Source organism: Aureimonas sp. Leaf427, assembly GCF_001425485.1.
In the GTDB taxonomy this organism is placed as follows: Bacteria; Pseudomonadota; Alphaproteobacteria; order Rhizobiales; family Rhizobiaceae; genus Plantimonas.
Genome location: NZ_LMQW01000023.1, coordinates 226,043 through 241,443, shown reverse-complemented (window position 1 = coordinate 241,443; position 15,401 = coordinate 226,043). Strand labels below are relative to the sequence as shown.

The window sequence follows — 15,401 nt, the reverse complement described above, 5'->3', positions numbered from 1 at the left end:
CGTCGCGGAGCCCTCGACTTGACCGATCCCTCCATCGAAGACGCCCTCCGTCGGCTCGAAGCCGGCGACTGGGACGGTGCGCATCGCTTGGTGCAGGACATCGACGGCGAGGACGCCGCCTGGATTCACGCCCATCTCCACCGCCTCGAAGGCGACCTCGGCAACGCCGCCTACTGGTATCGGCGAGCGGGACGACCGGTCGAGACCGGCGATCTGGAGGCGGAGCGGGCGGGGATCGTGGCGACGCTGCGGACACTGTAAATGTCAGTCGATCGATACGCCTCGGTAGAGGTCGGCGATCGGCAGATCGATTCCCAATTTCTCGATCGCGACGACGCCGTCGCGTAGGATCAGCGGGTCCTTCGGCCAAGATCGATCCGTTTGTCGCGTCCAGAGCATAGCCCGGCGTTCATCCTGTGCGAGAACGACATAGGCTTCGACGCTCTCAAGACCTTGATACTCCTGGCGCTTGGGTCCGAGATCGTCCTCTGCGGTTGACGGAGACAGGATTTCTACGACGACGAGTGCGTTCTGCGCTGTGCGCGCATGTCCGGGTGCGCCTGCGGGCTCCACGAGAACATCGGCGTAGCGGATCGTCGATGGACCCGTGGCAATCGCGAAATCGCCCTGGTGAACGTCGTAGAGATCGCGGTTCAACAGAGTTTGGAGAAGGAACGAGGCGTTGGAGGCGATCCGCGAATGGTTCCGCTTGACCCACGGCTGCATGTGCGGCGCTCCTCGAACGAGCTCGTATCGTTCCTTTTGATGCTCGCTCCAATCGAAGAAGGCGTCGATGGAAAGGCTGCGGGGAAGATCGATCGAAGATTGAAGATTCATCGCCTCACTCCTTTCTTCCACACGGAGCCTATCGCAAGTCCGATCACCGCGAAACCACACCCAAGCTTGAACCCATCCGCGCTTTCCTCTAGCCGAAGGGTCTGTTTCCCGTATCGTTCCCGGACCCGTTCCCATGGCTCTCGTCGACACCCGCACGCCCGATCCGAAGAAGTTCCTCTCCGGCGCCACCGGCGACTGGGAGATCGTCGTCGGCATGGAGGTGCATGCGCAGGTGCTCTCGGAGTCCAAGCTCTTCTCCGGTGCCTCCACCGAGTTCGGCTCGGAGCCGAACGCCAATGTCAGCCTCGTCGATGCCGCCATGCCGGGCATGCTGCCGGTCATCAACGAGGAATGCGTTCGTCAGGCGATCCGCACCGGTCTCGGACTGAAGGCCGAGATCCACCATCGCTCCGTCTTCGACCGGAAGAACTACTTCTACCCCGACCTGCCCCAGGGCTACCAGATCTCGCAGTTCAAGGACCCGATCGTCGGCGAGGGCGTCGTTCAGGTTCTGGTCGGCCCGAACTCCAAGGGCGAGTTCGAGGAGGTTGAGGTCGGCGTCGAGCGGCTGCATCTGGAACAGGATGCCGGCAAGTCGATCCACGACCAGAGCCCGACGCTCTCGCTGGTCGATCTCAACCGCTCCGGCGTGGCGCTGATGGAGATCGTCTCCAAGCCCGATATCCGCTCGGCCGACGAGGCGAAGGCCTATCTGACCAAGCTGCGCACGATCCTGCGCTATCTCGGCACCTGCGACGGCAACATGGACGAGGGCTCCATGCGGGCCGACGTCAACGTCTCCGTGCGCCGGCCCGGCGGCGAGTTCGGCACGCGCTGCGAGATCAAGAACGTCAACTCGATCCGCTTCGTCGGTCAGGCCATCGAGGCGGAGGCCGCGCGTCAGATCGCCATTATCGAGGATGGCGGCACGATCGACCAGGAAACGCGCCTCTTCGATCCCGTAAAGGGCGAGACGCGCGCCATGCGCTCGAAGGAAGACGCGCACGACTATCGCTACTTCCCCGATCCCGATCTCCTGCCGCTGGAGTTCGACGCGGCCTATGTCGCCGACCTCGCGCAGTATCTGCCCGAGCTTCCCGACGACAAGCGCGCCCGCCTCATGTCGGAGAGCGGCCTCTCCGCCTACGATGCCTCGATCCTCGTGTCGGAGAAGGCGATCGCGGACTATTTCGAGGACCTCGCCAAGGGCCGAGACGCCAAGCAGGCCGCCAACTGGGTGATCAACGACCTGCTGGGCGCCTTGAACAAGGCGGGCAAAGGCATTGACGAGACTCCTGTTTCCGCCGCCCAGCTCGGCGGCATCCTCGATCTCATCCGCGCCGAGACGATCTCCGGCAAGATCGCCAAGGATCTCTTCGAGATCGTCTGGGCCGAAGGCGGCGATCCCGCGGCGATCGTCGAGGCGCGCGGCATGCGGCAGGTGACGGATACGGGCGCCATCGAGGCGGCCGTCGACGCGATCATCGCCGCCAATCCCGACAAGGTCGCCCAGGCTCAGGCCAAGCCGACGCTCGCCGGCTGGTTCGTCGGTCAGGTCATGCGCTCCATGGGCGGCAAGGCCAGCCCCGGCGTCGTCAACGACCTCGTGAAGGCGAAGCTCGGGCTGGAGTGACGGTGTTCTTCGTCCGAACTGCGGGGACCGGCGATCTGCCGGCCGTCCGCGACCTATTGGGCGAGGCGTGGCACGCAACCTACGATGCGATCTACGGCGTGGAGCGCGTGTCGGAAATCACGGCGTCCTGGCATTCGGTCGAGGCGTTGCGACCCCGGCTGACGCGACCGAACTCGGAGTTCCTCGTTGCCGACGACGGTGTCCGACTCGGTGGCATGGCCTTCGCGGCGACTTCTCCCGACAAGAAGCTGGTGCTTCTGCACCAACTCTACGTGTGCCCGGATTGCCAGAGGCAGAACGTCGGGTCCAATCTCTTGGCAGAAATCGAGACGTCCTTCCCGGAAGCCGAACGCATGAGGCTGGAGGTCGAGGAGGCCAACGTCGCGGCCGTAGGCTTCTACCGGTTGAAGAGCTTTGCCGTTGTCGGTCGTACGGAGAATGCCGGGGCAGGTGAATCCGGTCTTCCCGCACTGATCTTCGAGAAGCAGCTGGGCTGAGCCGATACACGTTCCAAACAGCCTCCAGATGGCGCCGTTTCTGCCGCAACGCGAAGGGTGGACAAGTGGCGGGGCAGGGGCCATAAGTCCCGGAAACCTTCGGATTGGACGCGATGAAGACGTGGCTCCTGGAAATCTTCACGTGGTGGCAGGGTCAGACGATCGGCACGCGGTTCCACACCTGGCGCTTCGGCAAGCGCGTCGGTGAGGACGAGCGCGGCAACGTCTACTATCAGAACGCCGACGCCTCGCGCCGCTGGGTGATCTACAACGGCCCCTCCGACGCCTCGGCCATCGGTCCGGGCTGGCATGGCTGGATGCACCACAAGGTCGATGTCGCGCCGAGCGCCGTGACCTACGTGCCGAAGTCTTGGCAGAAGCCGCACGAGATCAACCACACGGGAACGGCTCTGGCCTATCGTCCCAAGGGCTCGCTTCTGAACCCGGCGGAGCGCCCGCGCGTCACCGGCGATTACGACGCCTGGCAGCCCTGAGACGACGCCCGGCCTCGCCTCATGGCCGGTCGCCCGCGTCCTCTCGCACGATGAGCCCCGCGATGCGGATACGGCCATGCTTCTTGCGTCGCGCATCGCGCGACGTCGGCGCCTTCGGGAACTCGTTTCGATGAAGAACACCCTGTTCGCGATGCTCTGCGCGGGATGTCTTCTCGTCGCCGCGCCGGTCCGATCCCAGGATCTGAACCTGCCGCCCCTCGACATCCAGCAGGGCGAAGCGCCGGTCGAGAGCCAGCCTCTTCCGCCACTCGAATACGAGCCGGACAGCACGGTGCCGACCATCGAGGACGATCCGGACTCGGCCTATAGCGAGCCGGATGCAGGCACGAGCGAGCAGCCGGTGCCTTCGATGGAGGCTCCGCCCGCCGAAGGCGTTCCGGCTCCCGCGGCTCCTGCCGAGCGGTTGAAGAACAGGGTCGCGGAGTTTTCCGGCATCGACAAGATCACCGGGCGGATCACCTCCTTCGACGTCGCGATCGACGAGACCGTCCAGTTCGGCGCGCTGCAGGTGACGCCGCGCGTCTGCTATTCCAGCCCCGTCAACGTGCCGCCGAAGACCGATTCCTTCGTCGAGGTCGACGAGATCACGCTCGACCGCGAGACGCGGCGCATCTTCACCGGCTGGATGTTCGCGGACTCGCCCGGCCTCAACGCCGTCGAGCACCCGATCTACGACGTCTGGCTGAAGGGCTGCAAGGCGGCGCCGTCGGACGCCGCGCCGGCCGGCTGACGGTCGAGCGCGCCGAAGTCGGCGGACTGCATCACGGCGGCTTCCAGCCGGATCTGATAGTCCGCGCGCGGAATTTCCAAGGCGCCAAAACGCGCGAGATGGCTCGTCAGGAACTGCGTGTCGAGAAGGCGATAGCCGCCTTCGACCAGGCGCCGGTGAAGGTGCACCAGCGCCACCTTGGAAGCATCCGTCTCGCGCGAGAACATGCTCTCGCCGAAGAAGGCCGCCCCGAGGCTGACGCCGTAGAGGCCGCCGACGAGGCGCCCGTCATGCCAGGTTTCGACACTATGGGCGTGCCCCTGGTGGAAGAGTTCGAGATAGAGGCCGCGAATCTGCGCGTTGATCCAGGTCTGCGGACGATCCGGCGTCGGCTCGGCGCAGGCGTCGACCACGGCCGCGAAGGCCGTGTCGACGCGCAGGTCGAAGGACCCCTTGCGGATCGTCTTCTTCAGGCTGCGCGGCACATGGAACGCATCGAGCGGCAGGATGCCGCGCTGTTCCGGATCCACCCAGAAGATCGACCGGTCCTCCGCCGTCTCGGCCATGGGAAAGATCCCGCAGCCATAGGCCTTGAGGAGGATCGCCGGCGTCACCTCGAAGCGCGGACCCCGCTGCCGTGCCATGCCTTGGTCAGGCCTTCCGTCCGGCGGCCAGATACTTCTCCAGCCAGTGGATGTCGTAGTCGCCGCGCTTGATGTCGGGATTCTCGATGAGGTCGAGGAAGAGCGGCAGCGTCGTCTTCACGCCGTCGACCACGATCTCGTCCAGCGCGCGCCGCAGGCGCATCATGCATTCCGAGCGGCTGCGGCCGTGGACGATGAGCTTGCCGATCAGGCTGTCGTAGAAGGGCGGGATCGAATAGCCCTGGTAGATGCCGGAATCGACGCGAACGCCAAGACCGCCCGGCGGGTAGTAATGCGTGATCTTGCCGGGCGAGGGCGCGAAGGTGGACGGGTCTTCCGCGTTGATCCGGCATTCGATGGCGTGACCGGAGAAGACCACCTCGTCCTGCGTCAGAGAGAGCCCGCGCCCCGCCGCGACGCGGATCTGCTCGTGCACCAGATCGAGGCCGGTGATGGCCTCCGTCACGGGGTGCTCGACCTGCAGGCGCGTGTTCATCTCGATGAAGTAGAACTCGCCGTTCTCGTAGAGAAACTCGATCGTCCCGGCGCCGCGATAGCTGAGCTTGGCCATGGCGTCGGCGCAGATCTGGCCGATCGACGCGCGCTGCTCCTCGGTCAGCGCGGGAGAGCGCGCCTCTTCCCAGACCTTCTGGTGACGGCGCTGCAGCGAGCAGTCGCGCTCTCCGAGATGGATCGCCTTGCCGGCGCCGTCGCCGAAGACCTGCACCTCGATGTGGCGCGGCTTCTCGAGATACTTCTCGATATAGACCGCGTCGTCGCCGAAGGCGGCGCCGGCTTCCGAGCGGGCCGAGGACAGGGCGTCGGACAGGTCGGCCGAGGTCCGGGCGACCTTCATGCCGCGCCCGCCGCCGCCGGCCGAGGCCTTGATGATGACGGGGAAGCCGATCTCGTTGGCGACGCGGATGGCCTCCGCGTCCTCGGTGATCGCGCCGTCCGAACCCGGCACGACGGGGATGCCGAGCCGCTGCGCCGTGCGCTTGGCCTCGATCTTGTCGCCCATGATGCGGATGTGGTCGGCGGTCGGGCCGATGAAGGTGATGTTGTGCGCGTCGAGAATGTCGGCGAAGCGGGCGTTCTCGGACAAGAAGCCGTAGCCCGGATGAACTGCGTCGGCGCCCGTGATCTCGCAGGCCGCGACGATCTGGGGAATGTTCAGATAGCTGTCGCGCGAGGGGGGCGGGCCGATGCAGACGCTCTCGTCGGCAAGGCGCACGTGCATGGCCGTGTTGTCGGCGGTGGAGTGCACGGCGACGGTCTGGATGCCGAGCTCCTTGCAGGCGCGAAGCACCCGGAGCGCGATCTCGCCGCGATTGGCGATCAGGACCTTCTTGAACATCGGTCCCGTCACCCGATGACCACGAGCGGCTCGCCGTATTCGACGGGCTGTGCATTGTCGACGAGGATCTTCTTGATCGTGCCGGCGCGGGGCGCCGGGATCTGGTTCATGGTCTTCATCGCCTCGATGATGAGGATCGTCTCCCCTTCGGCGACCTGCTGGCCGATCTCGACATAGGGTTTGGCATCCGGCCCGGAGGCGAGATAGACGGTGCCGACCATGGGCGAGGGCACGGAGCCGACTTCGGGGCCGCTCGGCACGGGAGCGGCGGCGGGAGCCGCGACCGGCCCGCCCTGGGGCGCCGCGCCGTAGGGCGCCTGCTGCATCGGATAACCCATCGGGATCTGCTGCGCGTAGCCCGTGAACTCCTTCTGGCGCGAGACGCGCACGCGAAGGGAGCCCTGCTCGACCTCGATCTCGGTGAGATCGGTGTCGTTCAGGATGTCGGCCAGCTCGCGAACGAGACTGCGATCGATCGGGGTGTCATTCTGCGACATTGTCTTCCTTCCAAGGCGGTCCCGCCGGAGCGGTTCGCGGCCCGTGAGACGCTCGCGGCGACGCATCGGGTCGCCCGGAGTTTTGGTTCGAACGCGGTAACGGAGCCGCGCCGGATCGGTTCGAGGCTGCGCCCGACGAACGGCGCGGCCAGAATGATGGAGTGCGCCCTATAGCCCGCCCCGCGGCCTACGCAAAGCCATGCTGTCAAGGGCGGATGATCTTTCAGCAGGCCGCGCTGTTGCAGCGACGCGCCTCTTCGACCTTGGCGGCGAGGCCTTCGAGGCCGATCGCGCCGGGCACGGTGTCCTTGCCGATGACGTAGAAGGGCGTGCCGCCGACCTTCAGATGCGCCGCGAGCGCCTGGTTTTCCTGGATCACCGCCTCGACCTCGGGTGCCGCCATCGCCGTGCGGATCTGGGCCTCCTCGACGCCGAGCTCGGCGGCCACCTCGATCGCGCTGTCCCCGTTGGCGACGCCGCGAAGGCCGAGGAGCTTGCGCTGGAACTCTCCGTAGCGCTCCGGCGCGACATGGCGGAAGGCGAGGCTCACATGGCTCGCCGCCACCGACTCGTCGCCGAGGACCGGAATTTCCTTCAGGACGACGCGCAGGTTCCTGTCGCTCTCGATCAGACCGTCGAGATCGGCGGCCGCCCGTTTGCAGTAGCCGCAATTGTAGTCGAAGAACTCGACAAGCGTCACGTCGCCTTTCGGATTGCCGAGAACCGAGCCCTCGGGCGAGGCGTAGAGCGAGGCGTCGGCCGTCGAGACGGCGAGCTTCTGCTCCTCCGCCTCCTGGTTCGCCTGCTTGATCTTCAGCGCGTCCAGCGCCTCCAGGAGCACCTCCGGATTGCGCAGGAGATAGTCGCGCACGACGCCCTCAATCTCGCCGCGCTCTGCATCGGTCACGGCCTGCGCGGGCAGGACGGTCGAGCCGAGGAGGGCGAGCGCCAGGGCGGCGTGGATCGGTCTGGCGGTCAAGGCTGCGTCCTTCCGGGGAGACGGTTCACTTCGAGCTGATGATGTCCTGGGCCTGAATCCACTGCGGGCTTCCCGGCTTCAGTTTCAGTTGCGCGCGGGCGGCGAAGAGCCTGGCATCGCGGATGGCACCGCTCCTCCAGTACCCTTCCGCCGTCGCGAGTTCCGCCGAGGCGACATCGCCGGTCTGATCGTATGCCATAGCGAGGAAACGATAGGCCGTCGAGTTGGACGGATCGGCCGCAAGTCCTTTTCGGATCAATTGAATGGCCGTCTTCATCTGCTTGGGATCGCCCGAGGTGACGAGGGCCTGTCCGACGGAGGCGGAGATCAGGCCGGAGCCGGTCGGATCGAGCTTGGCCGCCCGCGAGAAGGCCTCGGCGGCCTCCTTGGATCGACCGGCCTCCATCAGAATCTCGCCGCGGATCTCGTGAAACCAGGGCGTCTTCGGGGACTGGGCGATCAGCGCGTCGATCTTCTTCAAGGCGACGGCGGGCGAGCCCGCGAGATGGGCCGCGATGGCGTCGCCATAGGTCGCGGCAAGGCCTCGCGGGTCCTTGGCGAAGAGCTGGCGGAGCGTCGTGGTCGAGGCGGTGTAGGCGGCGATCTTCGCCCGTGCCAGATCGTGGCGAAGCTGGAGCGCGGGATCGTCCACCTTGTCGAAATAGGGGCTCTGGCGGGCGACCGTCTCCAGCCGGGCGATGCGGTCGCGCGGGGCGGGATGGGAGGAGATGTAGCGGTTGGGCGAGACGCCCGCGAGAAGGTTCTGGCGCTCCAGCCCCTCGAAGCTCTGGATGAGGCCCTTGGCGGACTGCTTGGACTTCTCGAGATAGACGAGAGCCGAGCGATCGGCCGTGATCTCCTCGGAGCGCTGATAGGACATGAGCCCGCGCGCCGCGACCGTGCCGCCGCCGGCCATGATGCCCGAGCCCGCCCGGGCAATGCCCGATTCGCCCGCGACGGCGCCGCCCACGGCAGCCGTCGCGCCCAAGATACCGGCGATGAGGGCGATCCGGCGCGCCGTTTCCAGCTGCTCGCGCAGGCGCTGCTGATGGCCGCCGGCGAGATGGCCGACCTCGTGGGCGAGGACGCCGATCAGCTCGTTCGGCGTGTCGGACCCGAGGATCGTGCCGGTGTTGACGAAGATGCGCCGGCCCGAGACGAAGGCATTGAACTCCGGGCTGTTGACCAAGACGATCTCGATGCCCGACCGCGACAGGCCTGCGGCCTTCAGGATCGGCACGGTGTAGTCCTTGACCAGCCCCTCGATCTCGGCGTCGCGCACCACGGGCACGTTGCCCTTGGAGGCCGGGGCGGCCTGCGCCCCCAACGGCGCGAGCACCATGGCGGCGCAGGCGACGAGGCAGGTTGTCAAGCGAGCGATCATCGGGCTTCTCTCGTCTCCACGGTCCGGGCGATCGGGAAAGGCCGCGCCGCCCACCTGTTCCGGGCCGAACCCGTCTCCACATTCCAATCCGGCGTTTGTGAGGCGCAAACGGACCGGAGCAAGTGCGCGCCTTTCGGTCATGGCATGCCGGGCGCATCGCGCCCCATCCACGTAGCATGCCGGGCGCGCTGCGCCCTGTTCAGTTAGCACGAAGGAGCATCGTCTTGGAGCAACAGCCCCGATGGAAAGCGTCGCGTCGATCGGCGGTCGATCCGTTCCGAGCCATGGATGTTCTCTCGGAAGCCAACCGCATGATCGCGCGGGGCGAGAAGGTCATCTCGCTCGCGGTCGGCCAGCCGGCGGCCCCGGCGCCCCGCGTCGCCCTGGACGCGGCCTCGAAGCTCCTGGCGGATGGCCGCATCGGCTATACGGACGCGCTCGGCCGGGCCTCGCTGCGCGAGCGCCTGTCGCGCCACTATGCCGAGGTCTACGGGCAGGACGTGCCGGCGCGGCGGATCATGATCACCACGGGCTCCTCCGCCGCCTTCAACCTCGCCTTCCTGGCCGCCTTCGACCCCAGCGACCGCGTCGCCATCGCCTCGCCCGGCTATCCTGCCTATCGCAACATCCTGAAGGCGCTCGGGATCGAGCCCGTCGAGATCGAGGTCGACACGTCCTGCGGATATGTTCTCGACGCCGATCATCTGGCGGCCGCGCATCGCGAGCGCCCGCTCGCCGGCGTGCTCGTGGCGAGCCCCGCCAACCCGACCGGCACCGTGACGCCCCATGCCGAACTCGCCCGCCTCGTCGCCTTCACGCAAGAAGCGGGCATCCGCTTCGTGTCCGACGAGATCTATCACGGACTGATCTACAGCGAGCGCGACACGACGGCGCTCGAATTTTCCGATGCGCCGATCGTCGTGAACTCCTTCTCGAAGTTCTACTGCATGACCGGCTGGCGGATCGGATGGCTCGTGCTGCCGGAAGATCTCGTGCGCCCCTGCGAGCGCATCGGCCAGAGCCTCTACATCTCCGCGCCCGAGCTATCGCAGGTCGCCGCCGAGGCCGTGCTGGACGCTTCGGCGGATCTCCTGCCGGTGCGCGACGGCTACCGGCGCAACCGCGATCTCCTCGCGGCGCGCCTGCCCGAACTCGGCTTTCACGATCTCGCCCCGATCGACGGGGCCTTCTACGCCTATGCGCGCGTGCCGGAGGGCGAGGGCACATCGACCGATTTCGCCCGCCGCATCCTCCACGACTGCCATGTCGCGATCACGCCGGGGATCGACTTCGACACCCGCCGCGGCGAGGCCTTCGTGCGCCTCTCGTATGCCTGCGACTTCGCCGCCCTCAGCGAAGCCCTCGATCGTATCGCGGCTCATCTGAAAGCGTAGCTCCCGGCCGCATCGTATTGGCCCGAAATGAAGAAGGGAGCGGACGATCCGCTCCCTTCTTTTCTATCGTCGGGCGATCGGGCTTCTTAGAAGAAGCTCTTCCGAGCCCACCAGCCCGTGCGCTTGGGCTTGTCGCTTTCCGCCTCGCCGGTGCTCGTGGTCAGCTGAGGTTCGCGGGGCGCGGACGGAGCGGGTGCCGCAGGGGTTTCCGCTTCCGGCTCGCGCGACGGTACGGCGGCCTCGACGGGCGCAGCCTCGGCGACCGGCTCGGCCGTCATGACCGCATTGGCAGCTTCGGCCTCTCGCGTCGCAGGCTGGCTGTCCACAGCCGCCGGCTCTTCGCGGGGCTCGGGAGTCGCGTCCGGCACGATCCCGGCAACGAGCACGTCGGCAAGGGCTGCACCCGCAGCGTCGGCATCGCCTGGCTCTTCGCCGCGATGGGCTTCCGGCGCGGGGATGTCGCTGGGCTCCTCGATCATCGGAGCCGCGACCGCGACACGATCCTCGGAGACGGCCTCCGCCGTTTCGTCGGCATCGCCCTCGGCGGACTCGGCCGAGACCTCGCCCTCTTCGCCGTCGCGCGTCTTGCGACCGCCGCGGCGACCGCGCCGACGGCGCTTGCGAAGGCGGCTTTCTTCATCCGAAGCGTCATCCGCAGAGACGGTTTCGCTCGAGGTCTGACCGTCCGTCTCGGCGCTCTCGTCGGAGCCGATCGCGTCGAGCTGGTCGTCGCCGGCGGCGTCGAGATCGGACGCTTCCGTCTCGCCGCTCTCACCGTTTTCACCGGTTTCCGAGCCACCGCGCCGACGACGACGCCGACGCTTGCGGCGGCCCCGCTCTTCGCTGGATTCGTCGCCGGAGACGCTTTCCTCGGCAGGCTCGGCTGCTTCGGCGACGACGACCTCCTCGGTCTCCGCCTCCTCGAAATCCTCGTCCTCGATCTCGTCGAAGGCGATCGACAGCGGGTTGGCGACCTCCGGCCGCGGCTCGCGGCGAACGGCTTCCGCGCCGTGCTCGATGGCGCAATGCTGGTGGCCATGGCTGTCGTCGGCCTGCACGATGATGCGAAGGCCGTGATAGCGCTCCAGCTCCTCGATGCGCGAGCGCTTCTCATTGAGAACGTAGAGCGCGGTCGCGGTCGGAACCTTCACGATGAGATCGTGCGTCTCCTGCTTCTGCAGATGCTCCTCGACGGCACGGATGACGTGCAACGCGAGCGAGGAGTTGGAGCGGATGTGACCGACGCCGTCGCAGACGGGGCAGGGCTGCGTCGTCGATTCCAGAACGCTGGCGCGGATGCGCTGGCGGCTCATCTCCATCAGGCCGAAATGCGAGATGCGGCCGACCTGGATGCGCGCCCGGTCGTCCTTCAGGCACTCCTTCACCTTCTTCTCGACGGCGCGGTTGTTGCGCTTCTCGTCCATGTCGATGAAGTCGATGACGATGAGGCCGGCGAGATCGCGCAGGCGAAGCTGGCGCGCGACCTCTTCGGCCGCCTCCATGTTCGTCTGGAAGGCCGTGTCCTCGACGGAGTGCTCGCGCGTCGAGCGGCCGGAGTTCACGTCGATGGCGACGAGCGCCTCGGTCTGGTTGATGATGATGTAGCCGCCGGACTTCAGCGTCACATGCGGCTGCAGCATCTTGTCGAGCTGCGCCTCGATGCCGCCGCGCGCGAAGATCGGCACCGTGTCGCGGTATGGCTGCACGACCTTGGACTGGCTCGGCATCAGCATCCGCATGAAGTCCTTGGCTTCGCGGTAGCCGTTCTCGCCGGCGACGAGGACCTGATCGATATCCTTGTTGTAGAGATCGCGGATCGAGCGCTTGATCAGGCTGCCTTCCTCGTAGACGAGAGTCGGCGCGGACGAGGACAGCGTCAGGCTGCGCACGGTCTCCCAGAGGCGCATCAGGTATTCGTAGTCGCGCTTGACCTCGGCCTTCGTGCGCATCGCGCCGGCCGTGCGCAGGATGATGCCCATGCCGCGCGGGACTTCGAGCTCCTTGGCGACTTCCTTCAGGCGCTTGCGGTCGGCGACGTTCGTGATCTTGCGGGAAATGCCGCCGCCGCGCGCCGTGTTCGGCATGAGAACCGAGTAGCGGCCGGCGAGCGAGAGATAGGTAGTGAGGGCCGCGCCCTTGTTGCCGCGCTCCTCCTTGACGACCTGGACGAGCAGGATCTGGCGGCGCTTGATCACCTCCTGGATCTTGTACTGCTTGCGCGGCGCGCGCGGCTGGCGAAGCGGAACCTCCTCCATCGCGTCTTCGGCGCCGAGCTGATCGACCTCCTCGGCCTCTTCGCCGTCGCGCGGCGCCTCGTCACTCGATCCGCCGGAAGACCGGCCGCGCGAACGCGAGCGGCGTCCGCCGCGGCGACGGCCGGAGGGGCTTTCCGCGCCGCCTTCGGACTCGCCGTTGATCTCGGTCACGCCCTCGTCGCCCTCGGAGGTCTCGTCCGGGCCGTGGTCGTCGTGACCGCCTTCGTCGGAGATCAGTTCGGGGGCTTCGTGTTCGTTCTCGGAAAGATCGTCGCCGTCATGCGAGCCGTCGAGGCTTTCGACCTCGTCGTCCTCGGAAGCCTCCTCGGAGACGCTGTCGCCCTTCGGAGCGCGGGCCTTGGATTCGGATTCGCGGCGCGAGCGCTCGCGCGCCTTGCGATCGTCGGCCTCTTCCTCTTCCTGCGCCCGGGCGAGCTCGTCCTCCATCAGCGCTTGACGGTCGGCGACGGGGATCTGGTAGTAGTCGGGATGGATTTCGCTGAAGGCGAGGAAGCCGTGGCGGTTGCCGCCATATTCGACGAAGGCGGCCTGGAGGGAGGGTTCGACCCGCGTCACCTTGGCGAGGTAGATATTGCCCTTGATCTGCTTCTTGTGCTCGGATTCGAAATCGAACTCTTCGATCCGGCTACCCCGGACGACGACGACCCGCGTCTCTTCTGGATGAGACGCATCGATCAGCATCTTGTTGGCCATGGGACATGAACTCCCGGACACCGGCCTCGGCGCGTCGTCCGGCGTTCAGTGCTCGGATGCGTACGGGGGGAGGCGTGTCCGCTAAGGCGGCTCTGCTGCGTGTCCCGGCATTTCCCAGAAATTGGGCATCGGAGGGCCGGCGCCGAGGCTCGTATGGCTCGGGCTGAAGCGTCCATGATCCGATGGTGGCTGGCGACACTGCTGAACGACCTGCGACAATGAATGGCCGCCCTTGGACGACCGATGAACCTTGTGCGCGGCACGCCCCGACTGCCGGTGCGAACCCGCTTGAAACGTGACGTTCGGAACGAGTTCCGAAACGACCCCATCCCTGAGATCTTGAAGGCCGGCTTGAGATCGGAAGACCGGAAACCGACCCCGTGACGACGGGATCTTTCGAGATGCAGCCAAGGACAGGCGGGTCCGAATGTCGGTCGTCGATCCTGCGGCGCCTCGGGCTGGAAGGAGATCGGGCTTTCGAGTCTTCCCAGCCTCACTTCCGCTTTTATGATGCGCGAGCAGAAGACACAAGTGCTCGCCCTGCGGCAGGTCGGATAGACGCCTGTTTTCGAGGCATGGAACGGTTCACCCGATCAGTTTTTCGGATTTCGATGCGATACAGCGTTTTCGCGGCGGCCATGGTCGCCGTCTTCCTCATGCTCGCGGCCCCGACTCGCTCGCTTGCCGAGGAACCCGGGCCGGATGCGACGGGCGAGGCCGTCATGACCGGCTTCCAGCAGGGATCGAAGGACGGCCGCTTCGAGGCGGTGTTGACCTTCAAGGGGCATCCCCGCTCGCGCATCCTTCTCCTGCGCAATCCCGACCGCGTCGCGCTCGATCTCTTCGACACGGTCTCCGCCGCCCCCGTCCCGGCACCGGCCGATCCGAAGGCCGTCGTCGACATGCGCCAGGGCCTCGTCTCCGCCGACCGGTTCCGCATCGTCTGGACGCTGAAGGCGACGGCGCTGCCCGTCGCCGAGACGCGCGACGAGGACGGCCGGACGATCCTCACCCTTCGCTTCGAGCGCACGGACGGCATCGGCTTTGCCAATGCCGCGGCGGTGCAGGGCGTGCCCATCACCTCCGAGGCCGCGCCGAAGACGACCGCGCCGGCCGCGCCCGGCGTCTTCACCATCGTCGTCGATCCCGGCCATGGCGGCGTCGACAACGGGGCGAGGGGCCCCGCCGGAACGCTGGAGAAGGAGGTGAACCTTGCCTTCGCCCTGGCGCTGCGCGACGCGCTCGCCAAGGACCCGAAGGTCCGCGTTCTCCTGACGCGCGAGGACGACCGCTTCATCCCGCTGACGGAGCGCTCCGAGATCGCGCGACGCGCCAAGGCGGACCTCTTCATCTCCATGCATGCCGATTCGATCCGCTATCGCGACATCCGGGGCGCCACGGTTTACACGCTCTCGGAAAAGGCCTCGGACACGCTCTCCTTGGAAATCGCCGATTCCGAGAACTCGGCGGATCGGTTCGCCGGGCCGGAATGGCGGCAGGGAAAGCCGGAGGTCTTCGACATTCTCGTCGATCTGACGCGGCGCGAGACCGACAGCTTCTCCGAGCATTTCGCGGCCGAACTGGTGGACGCCTTCGGCGACCATCAGATCAGGCTGATCAAGAACCCGAAGCGCTCCGCCGGCTTCCGCGTCCTGATGGCACCGGACGTGCCCTCGGTCCTCGTCGAGATCGGCTATCTCTCCAACGACGAAGACGAGAAGCTTCTCTTGAAGAAGGACTGGCGGGAGGACACGACCTCGGCCATCTCGCGGGCGGTGCTCGACTTTCTGAAAAACCGCACGCCGGTCGCCTCCGGCCGGTGACACCGCGAAAATGCGTTGCAGCGGTGCCACAGTCGCGCGCGCAGATGGCCCTGCCGCGCCTTTAGCGACACTCCTCCGCCGTATTTTTCCAGCAGAGGAAGCGGGCCTTGCTTAAGAGCTGACGGCGAACCACCGGAAACCGGACGGTGCGGCTTCCGCCGTG

14 protein-coding genes are annotated in these 15,401 nt (G+C 66.7%); 7 read left to right on the top strand and 7 right to left on the bottom strand.

Annotation, left to right across the window (positions count from 1 at the left end):
* Positions 1-18: 18 nt before the first annotated feature.
* Positions 19-261: a hypothetical protein gene (locus ASG62_RS14470; protein WP_056691624.1), complete on the top strand. Its 243-nt coding sequence runs from the start codon at positions 19-21 to the stop codon at positions 259-261.
* A gap of 3 nt (positions 262-264) precedes the next feature.
* Here ASG62_RS14470 and ASG62_RS14465 read toward each other — a convergent pair whose 3' ends face one another.
* Complete coding sequence (locus ASG62_RS14465; protein WP_056691621.1) at positions 265-837, bottom strand: Uma2 family endonuclease; 573 nt, start codon at positions 835-837, stop codon at positions 265-267.
* Between the two features lie 133 nt (positions 838-970).
* On the opposite strand from ASG62_RS14465, the gene gatB reads away from it, so the two are divergent.
* The 4 genes from gatB to ASG62_RS14445 all read left to right on the top strand — a co-directional run bounded on the left by gatB (position 971) and on the right by ASG62_RS14445 (position 4,212).
* Positions 971-2,470, top strand: coding sequence for an Asp-tRNA(Asn)/Glu-tRNA(Gln) amidotransferase subunit GatB (gatB, locus tag ASG62_RS14460; RefSeq protein ID WP_056691618.1), 1,500 nt, complete (start codon positions 971-973; stop codon positions 2,468-2,470).
* 2 nt (positions 2,471-2,472) lie between these two features.
* Positions 2,473-2,967 (top strand): GNAT family N-acetyltransferase, encoded by a 495-nt coding sequence (locus tag ASG62_RS14455; RefSeq protein WP_056692201.1) that lies wholly within the window; start codon positions 2,473-2,475, stop codon positions 2,965-2,967.
* Between the two features lie 113 nt (positions 2,968-3,080).
* Entirely contained in the window at positions 3,081-3,461 is a 381-nt protein-coding gene (locus tag ASG62_RS14450; RefSeq protein ID WP_056692198.1) for an NADH:ubiquinone oxidoreductase subunit NDUFA12, read from the top strand.
* Positions 3,462-3,831: 370 nt separating this feature from the next.
* The gene (locus tag ASG62_RS14445) at positions 3,832-4,212 is read left to right on the top strand and encodes a DUF2155 domain-containing protein (RefSeq protein WP_056692195.1); all 381 of its coding nucleotides are present in this window, start codon (positions 3,832-3,834) and stop codon (positions 4,210-4,212) included.
* On the opposite strand, the gene aat is transcribed toward ASG62_RS14445, so the two are convergent.
* From aat to ASG62_RS14420, 5 genes are all read right to left on the bottom strand, one after another.
* Positions 4,152-4,835 carry a leucyl/phenylalanyl-tRNA--protein transferase gene (aat, locus tag ASG62_RS14440; RefSeq protein ID WP_056691615.1) on the bottom strand — a complete coding sequence of 228 codons (684 nt, stop codon included), beginning with the start codon at positions 4,833-4,835 and terminating at the stop codon, positions 4,152-4,154. The two genes, ASG62_RS14445 and aat, sit on opposite strands and share 61 nt — an antisense overlap.
* Positions 4,836-4,842: 7 nt before the next feature.
* Positions 4,843-6,192 carry an acetyl-CoA carboxylase biotin carboxylase subunit gene (gene accC / locus ASG62_RS14435; RefSeq protein ID WP_056691611.1) on the bottom strand — a complete coding sequence of 450 codons (1,350 nt, stop codon included), beginning with the start codon at positions 6,190-6,192 and terminating at the stop codon, positions 4,843-4,845.
* A gap of 8 nt (positions 6,193-6,200) precedes the next feature.
* Positions 6,201-6,689, bottom strand: coding sequence for an acetyl-CoA carboxylase biotin carboxyl carrier protein (gene accB, locus ASG62_RS14430; protein ID WP_056691608.1), 489 nt, complete (start codon positions 6,687-6,689; stop codon positions 6,201-6,203).
* Between the two features lie 223 nt (positions 6,690-6,912).
* Positions 6,913-7,668 carry a DsbA family protein gene (locus ASG62_RS14425; protein WP_056691605.1) on the bottom strand — a complete coding sequence of 252 codons (756 nt, stop codon included), beginning with the start codon at positions 7,666-7,668 and terminating at the stop codon, positions 6,913-6,915.
* A gap of 25 nt (positions 7,669-7,693) precedes the next feature.
* A complete protein-coding gene (locus ASG62_RS14420) occupies positions 7,694-9,052 on the bottom strand; it encodes a M48 family metalloprotease (protein WP_082537042.1) in 1,359 nt (452 codons plus the stop codon).
* A 284-nt stretch (positions 9,053-9,336) separates the two neighbouring features.
* On the opposite strand from ASG62_RS14420, the gene ASG62_RS14415 reads away from it, so the two are divergent.
* Positions 9,337-10,446, top strand: coding sequence for a pyridoxal phosphate-dependent aminotransferase (locus ASG62_RS14415; protein WP_056691602.1), 1,110 nt, complete (start codon positions 9,337-9,339; stop codon positions 10,444-10,446).
* A gap of 86 nt (positions 10,447-10,532) precedes the next feature.
* Here ASG62_RS14415 and ASG62_RS14410 read toward each other — a convergent pair whose 3' ends face one another.
* Complete coding sequence (locus ASG62_RS14410; protein ID WP_056691601.1) at positions 10,533-13,415, bottom strand: ribonuclease E/G; 2,883 nt, start codon at positions 13,413-13,415, stop codon at positions 10,533-10,535.
* 611 nt (positions 13,416-14,026) lie between these two features.
* Between ASG62_RS14410 and ASG62_RS14405 the strand changes: the two genes are divergently transcribed.
* Positions 14,027-15,238, top strand: a complete 1,212-nt coding sequence (locus ASG62_RS14405; protein WP_244487501.1) for an N-acetylmuramoyl-L-alanine amidase — start codon at positions 14,027-14,029, stop codon at positions 15,236-15,238.
* Positions 15,239-15,401 lie beyond the last annotated feature (163 nt).